This window comes from Streptomyces sp. HUAS 31, assembly GCF_028198125.1.
Lineage (GTDB): Bacteria > Actinomycetota > Actinomycetes > Streptomycetales > Streptomycetaceae > Streptomyces > Streptomyces chartreusis.
This window is the reverse complement of sequence record NZ_CP116353.1, coordinates 6847734-6863961: the sequence shown is the minus strand read 5'-3', so window position 1 is coordinate 6863961 and position 16228 is coordinate 6847734. Positions and strand designations below refer to the sequence as shown.

The following is a 16228-nucleotide window of genomic DNA, read 5'->3' as shown; positions in this document are numbered from 1 at the left end:
TCTACGTATCCGTCGTCTACATGTTCGTCGCGACCACCAGCACCAGCATGCCCAGGCCCAGGGCCACACCCGCCGCGCCGCAGATGATCCCGGCCAGCGCCTGCCCCGGATTCGTCGCCTCGCCGCGACGCGCCTTGCCGCGCCCGATCGCCCCGAAGATCACGGCGAGCACGCCCACCACGATGGCAACCGGCCACAGGCAGAAGATCACGGCGGAGATGATCCCGAGCACCAGCCCGGCCGTCCCCATGCCGTTGCTCGGCATGGGGTGCATGCCGGGCCAGCCGTAGTAGCCGGCGCCACCCGGACCGGGAGCGGGATAGCCGGGGCCGCCGGGCCCGGGGTACCCGGCTCCGCCCGTACCCACGGTCGGATAGCCGGCCCCGCCCGGGTAGCCGTACGGAACCTGCCCCGGCCCGTCGGGGGCGATCGGCGGCGGAGGGACGGGCTCGCCATGGGCGGCGTAGGGGACGGATGCCGTCGGCGGTACGAAGGGGTTCACCGGCGTGGCACCCGGCGGCGCGAACGGATCGGCCGCGGGCTGCGGCGCCGGTGAGGGATTCACCCACCGCGGCGCGGGCACGGCATCCTGCGGCTCCCCCGCCGCACCGGCGCCCGGCATCGACGTGACCGTCCGCTGATCGTGCACCGAAGGCGCGGCCCAGGCCGGAGTGTCGTTCGAGACAAGAGTGTGTCCGGGCCCCGCGGGCTCGGCAGGACGCGACGGCGCGGCCTGCTTGTCGAGCGAGGTCTTCGACGCCTCCCCCGATACCTCCGGCGCTTCCGGCGTCTGCGCGTCGTCGGACATGCGCGGGATCCCCTCTGTCGTACGTCCCGTCATGCTAAGGCCCTGGCATGGGCGCCGTGGGCCCGGCCTACGATGATCCCCGAGTCACCGATCAGCCGATCACCGCGCCCCGCCGGCCACGAACCGGACGGAGGGCGCCGTTCCGGGGAGGAACCTTGACCGACCATCTCGTCGACGCCCGCGTCCCGCGCGATCTGCACGCCTTCATCGCCGGACTGCCCAAGGCCGAGCTGCACGTCCACCACGTCGGCTCCGCCTCCCCCCGCATCGTCGCGGAACTCGCCGCCCGCCACCCCGACTCCAAGGTCCCCACCGACCCGGAGGCCCTGGCGGACTACTTCACCTTCACGGACTTCGCGCACTTCATCGACGTGTACCTGTCCGTCGTGGACCTGATCCGCACCCCGGAGGACGTACGGCTGCTGACGTACGAGGTGGCGCGTGACCTGGCCCGGCAGCAGGTGCGCTACGCCGAGCTGACCATCACGCCGTTCTCCTCCACCCGCCGCGGCATCGACGAGCGCGCCTTCATGGCGGCGATCGAGGACGCCCGCGAGGCGGCCGAGGCGGAGTTCGGCACCGTGCTGCGCTGGTGCTTCGACATCCCCGGCGAGGCCGGTCTGGAATCCGCCGAGGAGACCGCGCGGCTCGCCACCGACGACCGGCTGCGCCCGGAGGGCCTGGTCTCCTTCGGGCTCGGCGGGCCCGAGATCGGCGTACCGCGGCCGCAGTTCAAGCCGTACTTCGACCGGGCCATCGCCGCCGGCCTGCACTCGGTGCCGCACGCCGGTGAGACGACCGGCCCGGAGACGGTCTGGGACGCCCTCACCCACCTGCGCGCGGAGCGCATCGGACACGGCACCAGCTCCGCGCAGGACCCGAAGCTGCTCGCCCATCTCGCCGAGCACCGGATCGCGCTGGAGGTGTGCCCGACCTCCAACATCGCCACGCGCGCGGTGCGCACCCTGGACGAGCACCCGATCAAGGAATTCGCCAAGGCCGGGATCATCGTCACGATCAACTCCGACGACCCGCCCATGTTCGGCACCGACCTCAACAACGAGTACGCGGTCGCCGCCCGGCTCCTCGACCTCGACGAGCGGGGCCTCGCCGACCTCGCGAAGAACGCCGTGACCGCGTCCTTCCTCGACGAGCCCGGCAAGGCCCGGATCGCCGAGGAGATCGACACGTACACGGCCGGGTGGCTCGCGCCCTGAGCCCCACCCGCCCCGCACGTCTCCACGCCGGCCCCTCCCCCACCAGAATGTCCTCATGCTGAACGTGACCGCCGTGGCCCACCGCGGCGACCCCTATCGCGTCCGCGAGAACACGCTCGACTCCCTGCGCTCCGCGCTCGCCCTCGGCGCGGACGCGGTGGAGATCGACGTGCGCCTCACCAGGGACGGCGTGCCCGTACTGCTGCACGACGAGACGCTGAAGCGGCTGTGGGAGCAGGACCGGCCGCTGCGCGCGCTGTCGGCGGCCGAGGTGCGGGGGCTGACGGAGGGCGGGGTGCCGACGCTGGCCGAGGCCCTCGCGGTGTGCGAGGGGACCCGGGTGATGCTCGACCTGCCGGGCAGGCCCGATGTCCGGGCGGCCCGCCGGATCGCGGACGTCGTGCGGGAGTGCGGGGCCCAGGACCGCGTGTACTACTGCGCGGACGCCGCCGCCATGCTCGCCGTGCGGGAGGCCGACCCGACCGCGGAGATCGCCCTGACCTGGACGACGCTGGCGCCCCCGCGCCCCGCCCTGCTGGACGCGGTGCGCCCGCGCTGGCTGAACTACCGCTTCGCCCTGGTCGACCACGCCCTCGCCGAGCGCGTCCACCGGGGCGGCCATCTGCTCTCCGTCTGGACCCCGGACACCCGCCGCTCGATCCGCCGTCTCCTGGATCTCGGCGTCGACTCGATCACCACGAACCGCCTCGACGTCCTCCTGGCGGCGCGGCTGCGCGGCGGCTGAGCCTTCGCCGGAAGTGCCGCGTCGTGCAGCCGCTCGTCCGCGGCGCCGCCGTGGCCGGTCACGCAGTCCCCCGCGCCCCATGCGGGCGTTGTCGAACCGCAGTGGTCTCGCCGACCCGGTCGCCGGCTACACGCGCGTGCGCTGTGCCACCGTCGCCGGATCGGTGGGCGTCTCGCGGGTCAGATACTGCGGGACCGGCGCGGTGTCCTGGCCGGTGTCACGGACGCGGCCGTACCGGATCGCTCCCTGGTCGGGGCCGGTTCGCAGGTCCTTGTCGGCCACCGCCCAGGTGGACGGGAAGACGATCACGCCGTAGTCGGCGCCCCGTTCGTTCTGGTGGAGCGTGACCGAGCCGTCGAGGTAGAAGTACTCGTTCTGCCACATCTGCTGAGTGCCGTCCGGCAGGACCGTGTACCCGGTGGCGGGGCTGCCCATCCCGGTGGTGTCCGGACCGGTGGTGTCGTCCATACGGCGGCCGCCGCCCGAGGCGACATGGAACAGCTCGCCCTCAAGGCCGGTCCAGGTCGGCATGACCAGTGTGCCGGGCCGTGACTGCGGGGAGATCTGCCAGCGCACCAGGACATAGCCCCGGCCGCTGAGCGTCACCGCTTCGCCCCGGTGCTGCATGACGGCCTTCGCACCCCAGGTGCTGGTGATGCCGGACTCGGGGCGGTGCGGCAGGGCCCCGGGCACGACGTTCGGATCCGGGGCCGGCTCGACGGCGTCGACGACCGTGCCGTACAGCTCGGCCTTCCGCGACGGCGTCGGGGACGGCGAGGGCGTGGACGCCGGTGTCACGGGGAGTGCGGGCGACGGCCCGCGGGGCGTGCTCGATGCCGCGGGGGGCGTCGCGGTCGGCGGGCTGTCCGGCGGCTGCGTCACGACGAAGGCCCCGCCCGCGACGAGCGTCGCTCCGGCCGTCACCGCCACGGCCGGCTGGGTGAGGGCGGCCATCACCTTGGCCGACCAGCCGACGGAGGCCGCGGTCGCCGCGGCCGCCGACTTGCCGCCGAACGCCAGGGACAGCGTGAAGCCGACCGGGACCGGGACGAGCGCGATGCCGACGAGCAGGCGTTCCGCCGGTACGACGGCCTCGGGGGTGTCGCCGCAGTAACCGCAGCCTCTGATGTGCCGGGCCAGCCGCTTGCGCCAGACCGAGTCGGGTCGGCCGTTCCAGCGGGCGGTCAGCCCACGCAGGTCCGGGCAGACGCCGTCCGGCGGGTCGGGGCGGGCACGGTCCAGCGGATCGGGGCGGGCGCCGTCCAGGGCCCGCACGATGCCTCGCGCGGTCTCCAGCCGCTCCTTGACGCGCTGCACGCGCACCGCGGCGTGCTGCCTGCTGATCCCGGCCGCGGCCGCCAGCTCACGCCGGGTCAGCTCGCCCGCGACCTCCAGCCACCACAGCGACAGCAGCTGCCGGTCCTCCCCGTCCAGCCAGCGCACCGCCTCCGCGACCTCGCGCCGCTGCCCCTCCAACTGGAGCCGCAGCACGGTCAGTTCGGCGAAGTCTCCGGCCTCGTGGGCGGCGGAATCGTCGAGCCGTGCGGGCTCTCTGCGGCGGGCGCGGTCCCGTATCTGCCGCACGGCGATGGCGACGAGCCAGGAGCGGAAGTTGTCCGGGTCCCGCAGCGAGCCCAGGTTGCCGACGGCGCGCAGCATGGTCTCCTGGACGACGTCGTCGACGTCGGCATGGCCGTTCAGGGCCCGTCCGACCACGTTGTAGACCAGCGGCAGCCAGCCCTCGACCAGTTCGTCCAGCGCCTGCCGGTCCCCGGCCTGCGCCGCCGCGACGGTGGAGCGCCACTCGGAGATCACATTCCGCTTCCGGTACGGGCGGGACATCGCAGGGCTCCCGAGTGTGGAGGGTGGGGACGCCAAGGGAGACGGCAGAGCGAGGGCGGCGATAACACTTTTCGGCGCTGCCGCTCGGCCCGTTTTGGCGCTGCCGCTCGGCCCTCCACGACGGCCCACCGCCGGGCCCGTAAGGGCCATCCCCCACAACACCCTTGCCCCGTAAGGCACTTGCTCCGGGATCGCCCAGGGTGCGAGCCCCTCCTCACCGACGATCCGGCCGGGCCCGTACCGCCCGAGGATGATCACGGACCTCCCACCGACCTCAGGAGCATTCGATGCCCGTACGCCCGCTTCCCGCCCTCCTCACCTCCGCGCTCGCCCTGAGCCTGACCGTGCTGCCGCTGGCCGGGACGGCGTCGGCACGTCCCGCATCGCCGTCGTCCTGCTCCGCGCGTGCGATCGAGGCCGCGTCGCCGGACGGCCCGGACGTGCGGGCCCTGTGCGCCGCGCTGGCGGGGCTGCCCGACAAGGACGCCACGGCCGCGCTGATCCGGGTCGGCGGCAAGGGCAGCTGGCACGGCGCGGCCGGCGTGCGGGACATGCGGACCGGGGCGCCGGCGCTGGAGAACGCCCGGTTCCGCGCCGGTTCGACAACGAAGATCGTGACCTCGGCGATCGTGCTGCAACTGGCCGCCGAGGGACGGATCTCGCTCGACGGGACCGTGCAGCAGTACCTGCCGGGGCTGCTCACGAAGGACTTCGCGCCCATCACCGTAAGGCAGTTGCTGAACTTCACCAGCGGCCTCCAGCCGGGGGCGTCCCTCGGCGAGGACGTCGACGACGGCTACCCGCACCGCTTCGAGACGCTGACCCCCGAGGAGGTGGTGGCCGCGTCGGTCGCGAAGGGCCCCGACCCGGACCACGCGCCCGGCGAGTTCCAGCGGTACGGCAACATCCACTACACCGTGCTGGGCCTGCTGATCGAGAAGGTCACCGGCGACTCCTACGCCCATCAGGCGGCCGTACGGATCTTCCGCCCGCTCGGCATGCGGAACACCTCGTTCCCGGCGGGCCCCGACCCGCGGATCCACGGGCCGCACAACCGCGGCTACGACTGGATCGACGGCAAGCTGGTCGACGTGACCGAGTGGAACATGTCCGACCGGTTCGCGGCCGGCGACCTGATCTCCACCACGGCCGATCTGGAGCGGCTGCTGTTCGCGCTGTTCCGCGGCCAGGCGGTGCCCGAGCCGCAACTGGAGGAGATGTTCACGGTCCCCGACATCGACGGGGCCACGATGGGGGCCTCGCTGGAGCGCTTCGAACTCAACGGCAAGGAGATCTGGGGCAAGACGGGTGCCCGGCCCGGCTATCACACCGTGATCGCGGCCACCCGTGACCTGTCCCGGACGGTCGTCTACTCCGTCAACTCCACCGACGCGAAGGGCGACGGCCTGGCCATCGCCCAGCGCTTCGCCTTCCCGGCGTTCAACCGCTGACGGCGGCGGCAGCGGCCGGGGGCGCCGACGGCTCGGTCAGCGCCTCCAGCCGCTTGATCCTCCTGCGCACGACGTACAGCGGGATCACCCCGAAGACACCGAAGGACATGTCGATCACCGACCACCACAGCGGGATGCCGCGGATCGGCCCGCAGATCAGGGCCAGCGGGACGATGCCGGCGCAGGCGATCATCCCGAACTCGACGACCCAGATGTTGCGGACGGGATCGCGGTAGGGCCCGTAGAAGGCGACGGCGATCACGAGGTGGGCGAAGGCCAGCCAGTCCGTGCCGTAGAGCAGGAACGGGTACTCGGCGTCGGCGGTGTCGAGGCCGCGCCGGACGCGCTCGATCCAGTCCGTGAGGCCGGGCAGGTGGTCCTGGACGGACAGGGCGCGCAACAGGTCCTCGGTCCAGCGCAGTTCGTGGACGAGGGGGAAGGCCGTGGCGCCGCTGAGCACCAGGCAGACGACGAAGAAGGCCAGCCAGACGCGGATGCCCTTGAGCAGGGCGGCTCTGTCGCTCATGAGTGAAGCGTACGCCTGGAGTTGAACACGTTCAAAACAGATACTTGCAGTACAGCCCGAACCGGCGGCGACTATGCGGCATGTACCTGCCCGGCCCTACGATGTCCGCCGACGAGGGAGGATGCATGGGCCTGGACCTGAGCGAACGGGCTTACCGGGGGCAACGTTGGGCGGCGCGGGCCTCACTGGCCGCGGCCGGACTCGCGGTGCTCGTGCCGCTCGCCTACGGCGGGGTCGGCGGCGTGCTGCTGCTGGTGGCCGGAGTGGTGGGCCTGGGCATCGGCATGGTCGCGGTGTGGTGGACGCTGACGCTGCGCGGACCGCTGCGCTGGGTGGCCGGCGTGGTGGCGCTGTCCGTACCGGCCGCCGTGATCGCGCTGTTCGCGGCCACCCTGTTCTGGGCGCTGCTGGCGTCCGTGGCGCTGTGGACGGTGGCCGTGTGGAGCGGCCGGTACGCGCTGCGGGGCACGGGCAGCCCACGGGTGCGGGTGATGCGGGGGCGCAAGGCGGCACCGCCGCGCCGGGCGGTCCTGATCATGAACCCCCGCTCGGGCGGCGGGAAGGTGGACCGCTTCGGGCTCAAGGAGAAGGCGGAACGGCTCGGCGCCGAGGTGGTCCTCCTCGATCCCGAGGAGCACCAGGACGTCACCGCCCTGGCCCGCAAGGCCGTTTCGGACGGCGCGGACCTGCTGGGCGTCGCGGGCGGGGACGGCACCCAGGCGCTGGTCGCGGCCGTCGCCGCCGCGTACGACATCCCGTTCCTGGTGATCAGCGCCGGCACCCGCAACCACTTCGCCATGGACCTCGGCCTCGACCGCGAGGATCCCGCCGCCTGTCTCGACGCGCTCGTCGACGGTGTGGAGCTCCGCGTCGACCTGGGCTTCGCGAGCGGACGGCCGTTCGTCAACAACGCGTCCTTCGGGGCGTACGCGGCCATCGTGCAGAGCCCCGGCTACCGCGACGACAAGATCGGCACCAGCCTGGAGCTGCTGCCCGACCTGCTCACCCGGCAGCAGGGCCCGCTGCTGACCGTCCGGGCGGCGGGCACCACGCTCGAGGCTCCGCACGCCGTGCTGGTCAGCAACAACCCCTACCGCACGGACGACCCCTTCGGGCTCGGCCGCCGCGACCGCCTGGACGCCGCCGTGCTCGGCGTCCTCGGCATCAGGGTGGACAGCGCGGCCGAGGCCGCCGCCCTGCTCCTCGACCCCGCGCCGCCCGGCCTCAGCATCCTGACGGCGACCGAGGTGGTCGTCGACGCGGACCTCGAGGAGATCGAGGCCGGCATCGACGGCGAGGCCCTGGTCCTGCCCACCCCGGTCCACATCCGCATCACCTCGGGCGCCCTGCGCGTCCGCGTCCCCCGCAAACGCCCCGGCGTCCCCCAGCGCGGCCCCCGCCTGGACTGGCGCCGACTGCGCAAGCTGGCGGCGACGGTGGGACGTACGGCGGTGCACCGGCAGGGGTACTGGTAGGGGCGCCGGCAGGGCCGCCGTGTGACCGGGATCGGTGGTCGGCAGCACAGGCCGGTTGGGCGGCGGGCGTACCGCAGTCGCCGCCGGACTCACGGAGACCCGAGCCATGCCGTCGCATCAGGAGCCGTCCGCCGGCCTCGTCCGCCGCATCGGGTGGGTGGCCGCGCCGTACGCGTCTGCCCGAACCGCTCTCACCACCGGTGCCGCCGCAGGCGCCGCAGCCTGGCTGATCTCCCGGAAGCGGGCATGAACCAGGACGCCACACCGACCGCCGTCTCCGTCCGGCACCGTCACCTGGCCAGCGGCTGGTCGCTCGCCACAGGCCTCGTCTCCGCGACGGGGCATCGCCCTCTGGCTGCTGATCGTCTCCGTCGCGTTTCTCGTCACCGGCGCCATCCACGTCACAGTCCCCCCGAGTGGCGTCACCGCCGGATCGACACTCGTCCAACTGTCACGGGCCGCCTCAACGGCACCGCGTGAGATTCGAGCAGCCGGAGAATCCTCCACGAGAGGCGCTGAGGGTCACGCCTCCTTTGTAAAGACAAGCACCTCGGTGGAGGCGACACCCATGGGCGCCAGGAAGCTGGCCTCCAGGCTGCAACCGAGGGTCGCGAAGAGGTCCACGCATGTCTGGCGGGGCATGGCGGCCGGGTAGGAGTCGTGCCCCGCGCCGCCCTGCGTCGCCCAGGTGCGTACCGCGGCCGGCCTCAGACAGGTCTCTGTCATGACGTCGAAGACGATCCGGCCACCGGGTCGCGTGACCCGTGCCATCTCGAAGAAGTAGCGGGAGGCGCAGAGGAAGGTCACGGTGTTGAACACCTTGTGAGCCTGAACGAGGTCCACACCACCGTCGGGCGTGGGCGCCAGACTGCATCCGGCGGTCGGCTGGGCGACCACGCTGAAGGATTCCACCAGGTAGTTGGCCCAGGGCGCTGCCGTCTCGTAGATCTCATAGCGATCCGGTGAACACTCCTTCAGCGTCTTCTCCAGGTATCGCCCGGACCCGGGGCCGATCTCCAGCACCGTGCGCGGGCCGGCAGCGAAAACGCCGAGAGCACGCAGTTCGTCGATGGTCGCCTGGGTGGCGCCCGGCGTCCCGTTCATGACCTCGTCGATGTGGTCCCCCACCGACAGGCCTGCCTCCCGTGCAGCCCGCATCGTCGCCTCGAACGGAAGGAAGTCGTCGACGCCGCCAAGGTTGTTGGTGCTGCGCACGATGTCGAACCCGGCACGGCCCAAGAGCCGCTTGACCCCCGACCTCAAAACGGACCTTCCCCTACCTGTAGCCCTCATCAGACATCCCCCCTCAAACCGTCTCTCTCTTCGGCGTCAGCATAAGAACGCGGACCGCCGAGGCGCAGCCGGACGGCGAATTCGCTGCGCGGTTGAGGGCCGGTACATACCCTGAGGCCCACACGTGCTTGCGAGCCTCGGCACGATGTCGATGACCTGCCGCAGCGCATCAACTGTGCGCACCGACGCCGCACTCTGACCAAATGGCAAATGCCACGTGCCGACTGGTCAGATCTCTTCAAAGACCCGCCACAAGCCGGCGACTGACCGCGCGCTACGGCACGACATTGGCGACCGTGCTGTGCTGGACCGAAGATCGGGAACGGCGGTGCGTTTTCTGGCCTGGTGGACCATGCGTACGGCAACGCCCGCAGGGCACCCCGGCCTCAATCCCCTCCCATGCGCAGGCTCCTTCCCCGACTGTGCGGGTCGGCAGCCGTCCGCGCATGAGGCCCGGCGCGGCACCTTGCCCGCCGGGCCTCACACTGGACCACGATCGTTGACGGCTGATCACGTGTGGCGTGAGGCCCGTCTACGACCCGTGTGGAAAACAGGCACTCTGCCTACTTCTCGTACTTCAGGGGTGGCCCGAGGCTAACGATGGTCGAGCATTCCAGCTGCTGCTGGTATTGCTGCGAGCCCTGCCGGTACCAGAAGTGGCAGCCCTTCAGTGCGCCCTCGATGGGTCCGGTGACCTTGACCCGGGCGACGTAGTAGATGTCGCTGCCGGACTTCGCCTTCACCTTGACCGGGTGCTCTGCGTAGTTCCTGGCCTTGAGCAGGTCGGGCATGCCACCTTTGCCGTCGGCGCGGGCGAACAGGATGTTGCCATCCGTCTCGTTGCCGTTGACAGCGCGGTACTCGATGACCTTGAGTCCCTTGGGGACCTGGGAGAACTCCGCTTTGGTGATCTCCACGTCCGTGGCGGAGGTGTTCCAGGCGAGGGGAAGGCCGGCCCAGTACTCCTCACCGACCTGGGCATGCTCGTAACCGACATCCCCGGCCGACTGCATGCCTCCGTCGAGGGCCGATCCCTCGCGAACGCCGCCCCCCGAAGGGCTGGTGATCATCCACACGACACCGCCGGTCAGGGCCGCAGCGCAGAGGCCGCCAACGAGGAGGAGGCGCCGTCTAGAAGGAGTAGAAGACGCCAGGCTTGGACGAAACCGGCCCATTCTTCCCCCAGATGAGATGTGCCGCGCTGGTGCGGTTGCCGGCGAGGATCTTCTGCTTATGGTTCTTGTCGTAACCGGTGGTGACGCCGAGCGCGACGCCCATGAAATTGACGGCGTTACCAAACTTGCTCGACTTCTTCCTGGAGAGCTGGAAATAGGTACCCGGCTCGACCTTGGCTCGATGGCTTCTCGGCGAGTTGCGGTAGGGGGTCAAGCCGTCCTTGGAGCTGACGTCCTTACCGATCTTGCCGACGGAGCCGCCGGAGGGCACCTTGTAGCGTCCGGCTTCGATGGTGTACCAGGTGGCACGGACCGTGCCGGAGCAGATCCGCTGATGCTTGTACTTGATGTACTCGATCGGTACCTGGTACTGCCGCGCGTAGGCCGGGCCCTTATTGGTGTAGCCCGTCGATACTCCGGTCTCGTGCGACACCTGCTTGCTGCCGCCGACCTTCCAGTCCCCATTGCTGTTGACGGCGATGTCGATGGTGCTGTTCATCGTGTCGTCGTACTCGAACGACGCCTTCGCGTCCCAGAATGCGTGGGCTTCACCGACCACCGTGTACTTGATCTTGGAAGCCTTCTTGAACCGCAGCGTGCTGCACGATCCCGAATCGCGGGTTGTGATCTTCTCGGCGCTGACGTCCTTGCCGCCCGCCAGGTAAGGGTTGTAGTCGGCCGCGAGGGCGCCCCGGTCGGACTGCCACATCGGCGTCTTCTCATCCGTTGCCTTCGGGTCGGCCTCCGTTTGGGCGGCGAGCGTCCGCTTCTCCTGCTCCGGGGTGGGATCCGTCGCCGTGGCGTCGTCGACCGTGTTCGGCAGCATCGGCACGCTGTGCCCGTCATCGATGGCCTCCGCGAGGGCGGCCGTCTCTTCCGTGCCCGCAGCGCGCAACGTCGCGGTCTTCGGCGGTACGGCGACCAGGGCGTCGACACCCAGCACGGAAACTCCGGACGAGGTGGTGCCGGTCGCGGTGGCGTTGAGGTTCAGCGCGCCGCGGTTCTCGTCCATGGCCTTCTGCACAGCCTCCGGCAGGGCCGCCGGAAGCGTCAGAGACCAGGTGCCATCGGCAGCCGTCGTAGCGGAACCCACTACGGGCTCCTTCGCTCCGGCCGCGCTGTCGCTGCCGGCGACGACATCAGCAGCGGTGACAGTGACCTGCAGTCCGGCCACGGGCTGCCCGTTGCCGAGGGTGAACTTGCCCGTGACGGTGTTCGACGGCTCCGGCGGGGTGGTGTCGGACGGCTCCTGCGCGGTCGGGAGACCGTCCTCGTTGGTCGGCGGGGTGCCGAAGTAGGGCGGAACGCCCGGGTCCGGGTCGGCCAGGCAGGAAGCGGTGTCGGCCATGACATCGCCGAGGATGCCGGTCCTCACTTCGTCCTTGATCCCGGTAAACGGGCCGGTGGTGTACTTGCTGATGCGGCCCGTGGTGTTCGGGTCGTCAGTGAGGCTCAGGGTGTTGATGACGCCGGGGCCGGGGCTCCACGCCTGCGTGACATCGTTCAGCCCGGTCGTGTCGGTGACGGAAGCGCCCAGTGTCGGCTTGACGGCGCCCGCGGAGTCGGCGGTCTCCAGGTAGGTCTGGTGGGCGATCGTGCCGTCCGTGCTCAGCGTGTATATGACCGAGCCGACCATCCACACGTCCTCGGCATTGAGGACCTCGGTCAGCCGGTTCGAGCGCGGCAGCGTGGTGATCAGGCTGATGGCGCCGTCGCCGGTGGCCGGGGCGGTCTGCTCGAACACGTTCACCGTGTTGTCGGCATCGATGACGAAGATCCGCTTGCCGTTCGACCACACCCGCTTGGCAGTGCTCCAGTCGGGCTTGTACGACTTCACCGGCGTCAGCAGCGAGCCGCCGGTGGCAGTGTTGTCCTTGTATGCCTTCAGCGGCGCGTCACGGTCACTGGCCGAGATCTCGTAGATCACGCCATTCGGTGCGGTGAACAGCTTGCTCGTACCCGGTATCTGGGCGGTGAGCTGTGTGTCGAAGAAACTCGACTCGCCCACCTTGGGCCCCCAGTCCATGTGCTTGGACAGAGTGCGCTTCTTGGCCGGGTTGGTGCTCGCCGGGCTCAGGACGTAGGTGCCCACCGACGAGATGCATGAGGTGTCTGCTGCGTGAGCCGTGTTCGGCGCGATGGCCTGTGGTGCGAGCGCGGCGGAGGCGACAAGCGACCCCGCGCATACCGCCCAGACGGCGCGTAGCGTGGACTTTCTGATGGCATGAGGTGCCATAGTTCCCCCTTGTTCTGGTATGTGCAGGTATCGGTGAGCTGGTCGGGCTCACCTGGCCCATCGCAAACACGCTGGTTGGACTGCGAACCCGAGCGCCGCCTTCCGCATGCGCCCAAGATCACCAAGACAGGGAAACCTGTGACCGTCGTGTGAAGCAACGGTGTTGAGCAGCTTCTGAGCTTGGATGGAAATCGCGCCTGCTCTCAGGGCGTTCGGTCCGGTCGCCGTCCGGATCTGCCACGGGCCGTTGACGGCCGGCTCGCGTTGAGATCACCGGCCCGGTCGGCACCCGCAAACAGGCCGGTATCGACCAGTCGTCGCAGGATGCCCTGCCCGGCCGGCGAGGCCGAGCCGGAGAAGGCCGGCGGAGCGATCGATGCCTGTGGCGCAGCAGGATCGCCCCCCCCGGCCGCGCCCTCAACCGGCGGGCCGTACGAAGAGAACGCCGGGCCAAGACCTCCGCCGAAGTGCCGACGGTGGTCGAGGAGCACCTAGAAATGCCGTACCGCGTACGGCACCGCCCCGAGTCCTCATCCGCTGTACCACAACAACTCACCGACCAGGTCGGCAGTCTGCTGGCCCAACTCTTTTGTCCCGACCAAAAGTCCTCGTCACAACCCCGACAGACAGCCGCCTACAACCCCGCGATCGCGTTCCACCGCTTGGCGAACTCCATCCGCTCCTCCGACGTGATGTCCCGGGCGATGGCGAGGCGTTCGCGCATCGCCTTGTCCGGGAAGATCAGCGGGTCCTCGGCCAGGGCGGCCGTCTCCTCGTCCTTGGCCGAGGCGAGGACGTCCCGGGCGGCGGGGACGGGGCAGACGTAGTTGACCCAGGTCGCCAGTTCGGCGGCGACCTCGGGCTCGTAATAGAAGTCGATCAGCCGCTCGGCGTTGGCCTTGTGGCGGGCGAGGTTGGGGACCATCAGGGACTCCGACCACAGCTCGGCGCCCTCCTCGGGGACGACGAAGCGGATGTCGGGGTCGTCCGCCTGGAGCTGGATGACGTCGCCCGAGTACGCCTGACAGGCCAGGACGTCGCCGCTGGACAGGTCCTTGATGTAGTCGTTGCCGGTGAAGCGGCGGATCTGGCCCCGCCCGATCTGCTTCTCCACCTGGTCGCACACCTTGTGGAAGTCGTCCGCCGTCCAGCGGGTGATGTCGACTCCGTTGCCCTGCATGAGCAGGGCGAACGCCTCGTCGAGCCCGGAGAGCAGGGTGACCCGGCCCTTCAGGTCGCTCGCCCACAGATCGGAGACATGGCGGATCTCGCGGCCCAGTCGGCGGCGGTTGTACGCGATACCGGTGATGCCGGACTGCCACGGCACGGTGAACTTCCGTCCGGGGTCGAAGGCCGGTGAACGCAGCAGCGGGTCAAGGTACTCGGTCACGTTCGGCTGACGGGCCCGGTCCAGCTCCTGCACCCAGCCCAGCCGTACGAACCGGGCGCACATCCAGTCGCTGATGACGATCAGGTCGCGGCCGGTGCGCTGGTGGTTCATCAGCGCGGGGCTGATCTTGCCGAAGAACTCGTCGTTGTCGTTGATCTCCTCGACATAGTCGACGGAGATGCCCGTGCGCTTCTCGAACGCCTCCAGCGTGGGCCGGCGCGTCGTGTCCTCGTCGTCCGTGTCGATGTACAGCGGCCAGTTCGCCCAGTCGAGCCGCTTGTCGGTGGCGGAGACATCGGTGGCGGCCCGGTCGGCGGGCGACACATAGGCGGGCCGCACACCGCATCCGGCGAGCCCGCCGAGCAGGGTGCCCGCACCCAGCGTGCGCAGCAGATTCCGGCGGGACAGCGGGGAGTTCATCGGTGGGAGGGCCATTGGCGCAGCATGCCGCCGCGACCGAGGGCCGGGCAATCGACGCCGTGTCGAGTGGACCGGTATCCGGCGGACAGGTTGTCGATCCCGAACGCCGCAGCCCCGGACGGCACTCGGCTCGTCCGGGGCTGCGCCGCGCTCGTGAGGGCTACGCGTCCAGCGACGTCATGACGTGCTTGATCCGCGTGTAGTCGTCGAAGCCGTACGCCGAGAGGTCCTTGCCGTAGCCGGACTTCTTGAACCCGCCGTGCGGCATCTCCGCGACCAGCGGGATGTGCGTGTTGATCCACACGCAGCCGAAGTCCAGCACCTTGGACATCCGCATCGCGCGCCCGTGGTCCTTGGTCCACACCGACGACGCCAGCGCGTACTCGACGCCGTTCGCCCACTGGACGGCCTGCGCCTCGTCCGTGAAGGACTGCACGGTGATGACCGGCCCGAAGACCTCCTTCTGGACGATCTCGTCGTCCTGCTTCAGCCCGGACACGACGGTCGGCGCGAAGAAGTACCCCTTGTCACCGACCCGGTGACCGCCGGCCTCGACCTTGGCGTGGGCGGGCAGCCGCTCGATGAACCCGGAGACCTGCTTGAGCTGGTTGGGGTTGTTGAGGGGACCGAAGAGCACGTCCTCGTCGTCCGGCTGGCCCGTCTTGGTGTCGGCTGCGGCCTTCGCGAGCGCCTGCACGAACTCGTCGTGGATGGACTCGTGGACGAGGACGCGCGTGGCGGCCGTACAGTCCTGCCCGGCGTTGAAGAAGCCCGCGACCGAGATGTCCTCGACGGCCTTGGCGATGTCGGTGTCCTCGAAGACCACGACCGGCGCCTTGCCACCGAGCTCCAGGTGGACCCGCTTGAGGTCCTTGGACGCGGACTCGGCGACCGACATGCCGGCGCGCACGGACCCGGTGATGGAGGCCATCGCGGGGGTCGGGTGCTCGACCATGAGGCGGCCGGTGTCGCGGTCGCCGGTGATGACATTGAAGACGCCCTTGGGCAGGACCGAGCCGATGATCTCGGCGATCAGGACCGTCGACGCGGGGGTCGTGTCGGACGGCTTCAGGACGACCGTGTTGCCCGCGGCGAGCGCCGGGGCGAACTTCCATACGGCCATCATCATCGGGTAGTTCCAGGGCGCGACCTGCGCGCAGACGCCGATCGGCTCACGGCGCACGATGGAGGTCAGGCCCTCCATGTACTCGCCCGCCGAGCGGCCCTCCAGCATCCGCGCCGCGCCGGCGAAGAAGCGGATCTGGTCGACCATCGGCGGGATCTCCTCGGACCGCGTGAGCCCGATCGGCTTGCCGGTGTTCTCCACCTCGGCCGCGATCAGTTCCTCGGCGCGCTCCTCGAAGGCGTCCGCGATCTTCAGCAGCGCCTTCTGGCGCTCGGCGGGGGTCGCGTCGCGCCACGCGGGGAAGGCGCGCGCGGCGGCCTCCATCGCGGCGTCGACGTCCGCCTGTCCGGACAGCGGCGCGGTCGCGTACGCCTCGCCCGTCGCGGGGTTGACCACCTCGGTGGTCCGTCCGTCGGCGGCGTCCCGGAACTCACCGTCGATGTAGTTGCGCAGACGACGCAGCTCGGTGCTCACTGCCGGCCTCCTGTGTCAGGTCGAACTGTCCATTCTCTGAGACACCCACC

The 16228-nt window shown here is 70.3% G+C and carries 13 protein-coding genes; 5 read left to right on the top strand and 8 right to left on the bottom strand.

From position 1 onward, the window contains the following. Window positions 1-16: 16 nt before the first annotated feature. Window positions 17-808 carry a DUF4190 domain-containing protein gene (locus PGH47_RS30710; RefSeq protein WP_271666062.1) on the bottom strand — a complete coding sequence of 264 codons (792 nt, stop codon included), beginning with the start codon at window positions 806-808 and terminating at the stop codon, window positions 17-19. A gap of 56 nt (window positions 809-864) precedes the next feature. On the opposite strand from PGH47_RS30710, the gene PGH47_RS30705 reads away from it, so the two are divergent. Continuing rightward, a complete protein-coding gene (locus PGH47_RS30705; RefSeq protein WP_271668188.1) occupies window positions 865-2025 on the top strand; it encodes an adenosine deaminase in 1161 nt (386 codons plus the stop codon). 55 nt (window positions 2026-2080) lie between these two features. Further along, window positions 2081-2770, top strand: a complete 690-nt coding sequence (locus PGH47_RS30700) for a glycerophosphodiester phosphodiesterase (protein ID WP_271666061.1) — start codon at window positions 2081-2083, stop codon at window positions 2768-2770. A 126-nt stretch (window positions 2771-2896) separates the two neighbouring features. On the opposite strand, the gene PGH47_RS30695 is transcribed toward PGH47_RS30700, so the two are convergent. Next, complete coding sequence (locus PGH47_RS30695; protein ID WP_271666060.1) at window positions 2897-4612, bottom strand: RNA polymerase sigma factor; 1716 nt, start codon at window positions 4610-4612, stop codon at window positions 2897-2899. A gap of 287 nt (window positions 4613-4899) precedes the next feature. On the opposite strand from PGH47_RS30695, the gene PGH47_RS30690 reads away from it, so the two are divergent. Then, window positions 4900-6063 (top strand): serine hydrolase domain-containing protein, encoded by a 1164-nt coding sequence (locus PGH47_RS30690; RefSeq protein WP_271666059.1) that lies wholly within the window; start codon window positions 4900-4902, stop codon window positions 6061-6063. Here PGH47_RS30690 and PGH47_RS30685 read toward each other — a convergent pair. Next, complete coding sequence (locus PGH47_RS30685) at window positions 6053-6589, bottom strand: hypothetical protein (protein WP_030953019.1); 537 nt, start codon at window positions 6587-6589, stop codon at window positions 6053-6055. The genes PGH47_RS30690 and PGH47_RS30685 overlap by 11 nt on opposite strands. Window positions 6590-6714: 125 nt before the next feature. Between PGH47_RS30685 and PGH47_RS30680 the strand changes: the two genes are divergently transcribed. Together PGH47_RS30680 and PGH47_RS30675 are read left to right on the top strand one after the other, a co-directional pair. After that, window positions 6715-8064 (top strand): diacylglycerol/lipid kinase family protein, encoded by a 1350-nt coding sequence (locus PGH47_RS30680; RefSeq protein ID WP_271666058.1) that lies wholly within the window; start codon window positions 6715-6717, stop codon window positions 8062-8064. A 106-nt stretch (window positions 8065-8170) separates the two neighbouring features. After that, window positions 8171-8314 (top strand): hypothetical protein, encoded by a 144-nt coding sequence (locus tag PGH47_RS30675; protein ID WP_271666057.1) that lies wholly within the window; start codon window positions 8171-8173, stop codon window positions 8312-8314. A gap of 272 nt (window positions 8315-8586) precedes the next feature. Here the strand turns inward: PGH47_RS30675 and PGH47_RS30670 are convergent, their stop codons facing one another. The 5 genes from PGH47_RS30670 to PGH47_RS30650 all read right to left on the bottom strand — a co-directional run bounded on the left by PGH47_RS30670 (window position 8587) and on the right by PGH47_RS30650 (window position 16178). Next, window positions 8587-9357, bottom strand: a complete 771-nt coding sequence (locus PGH47_RS30670) for a methyltransferase domain-containing protein (RefSeq protein ID WP_271666056.1) — start codon at window positions 9355-9357, stop codon at window positions 8587-8589. A gap of 563 nt (window positions 9358-9920) precedes the next feature. Further along, window positions 9921-10370, bottom strand: coding sequence for a hypothetical protein (locus tag PGH47_RS30665; protein WP_271666055.1), 450 nt, complete (start codon window positions 10368-10370; stop codon window positions 9921-9923). Between the two features lie 118 nt (window positions 10371-10488). After that, window positions 10489-12624 (bottom strand): hypothetical protein, encoded by a 2136-nt coding sequence (locus tag PGH47_RS30660; protein WP_271666054.1) that lies wholly within the window; start codon window positions 12622-12624, stop codon window positions 10489-10491. A 778-nt stretch (window positions 12625-13402) separates the two neighbouring features. Further along, the gene (locus PGH47_RS30655) at window positions 13403-14593 is read right to left on the bottom strand and encodes a polyamine ABC transporter substrate-binding protein (protein ID WP_271666053.1); all 1191 of its coding nucleotides are present in this window, start codon (window positions 14591-14593) and stop codon (window positions 13403-13405) included. Window positions 14594-14738: 145 nt separating this feature from the next. Then, window positions 14739-16178: a gamma-aminobutyraldehyde dehydrogenase gene (locus PGH47_RS30650; protein WP_271666052.1), complete on the bottom strand. Its 1440-nt coding sequence runs from the start codon at window positions 16176-16178 to the stop codon at window positions 14739-14741. Window positions 16179-16228: the final 50 nt, after the last annotated feature.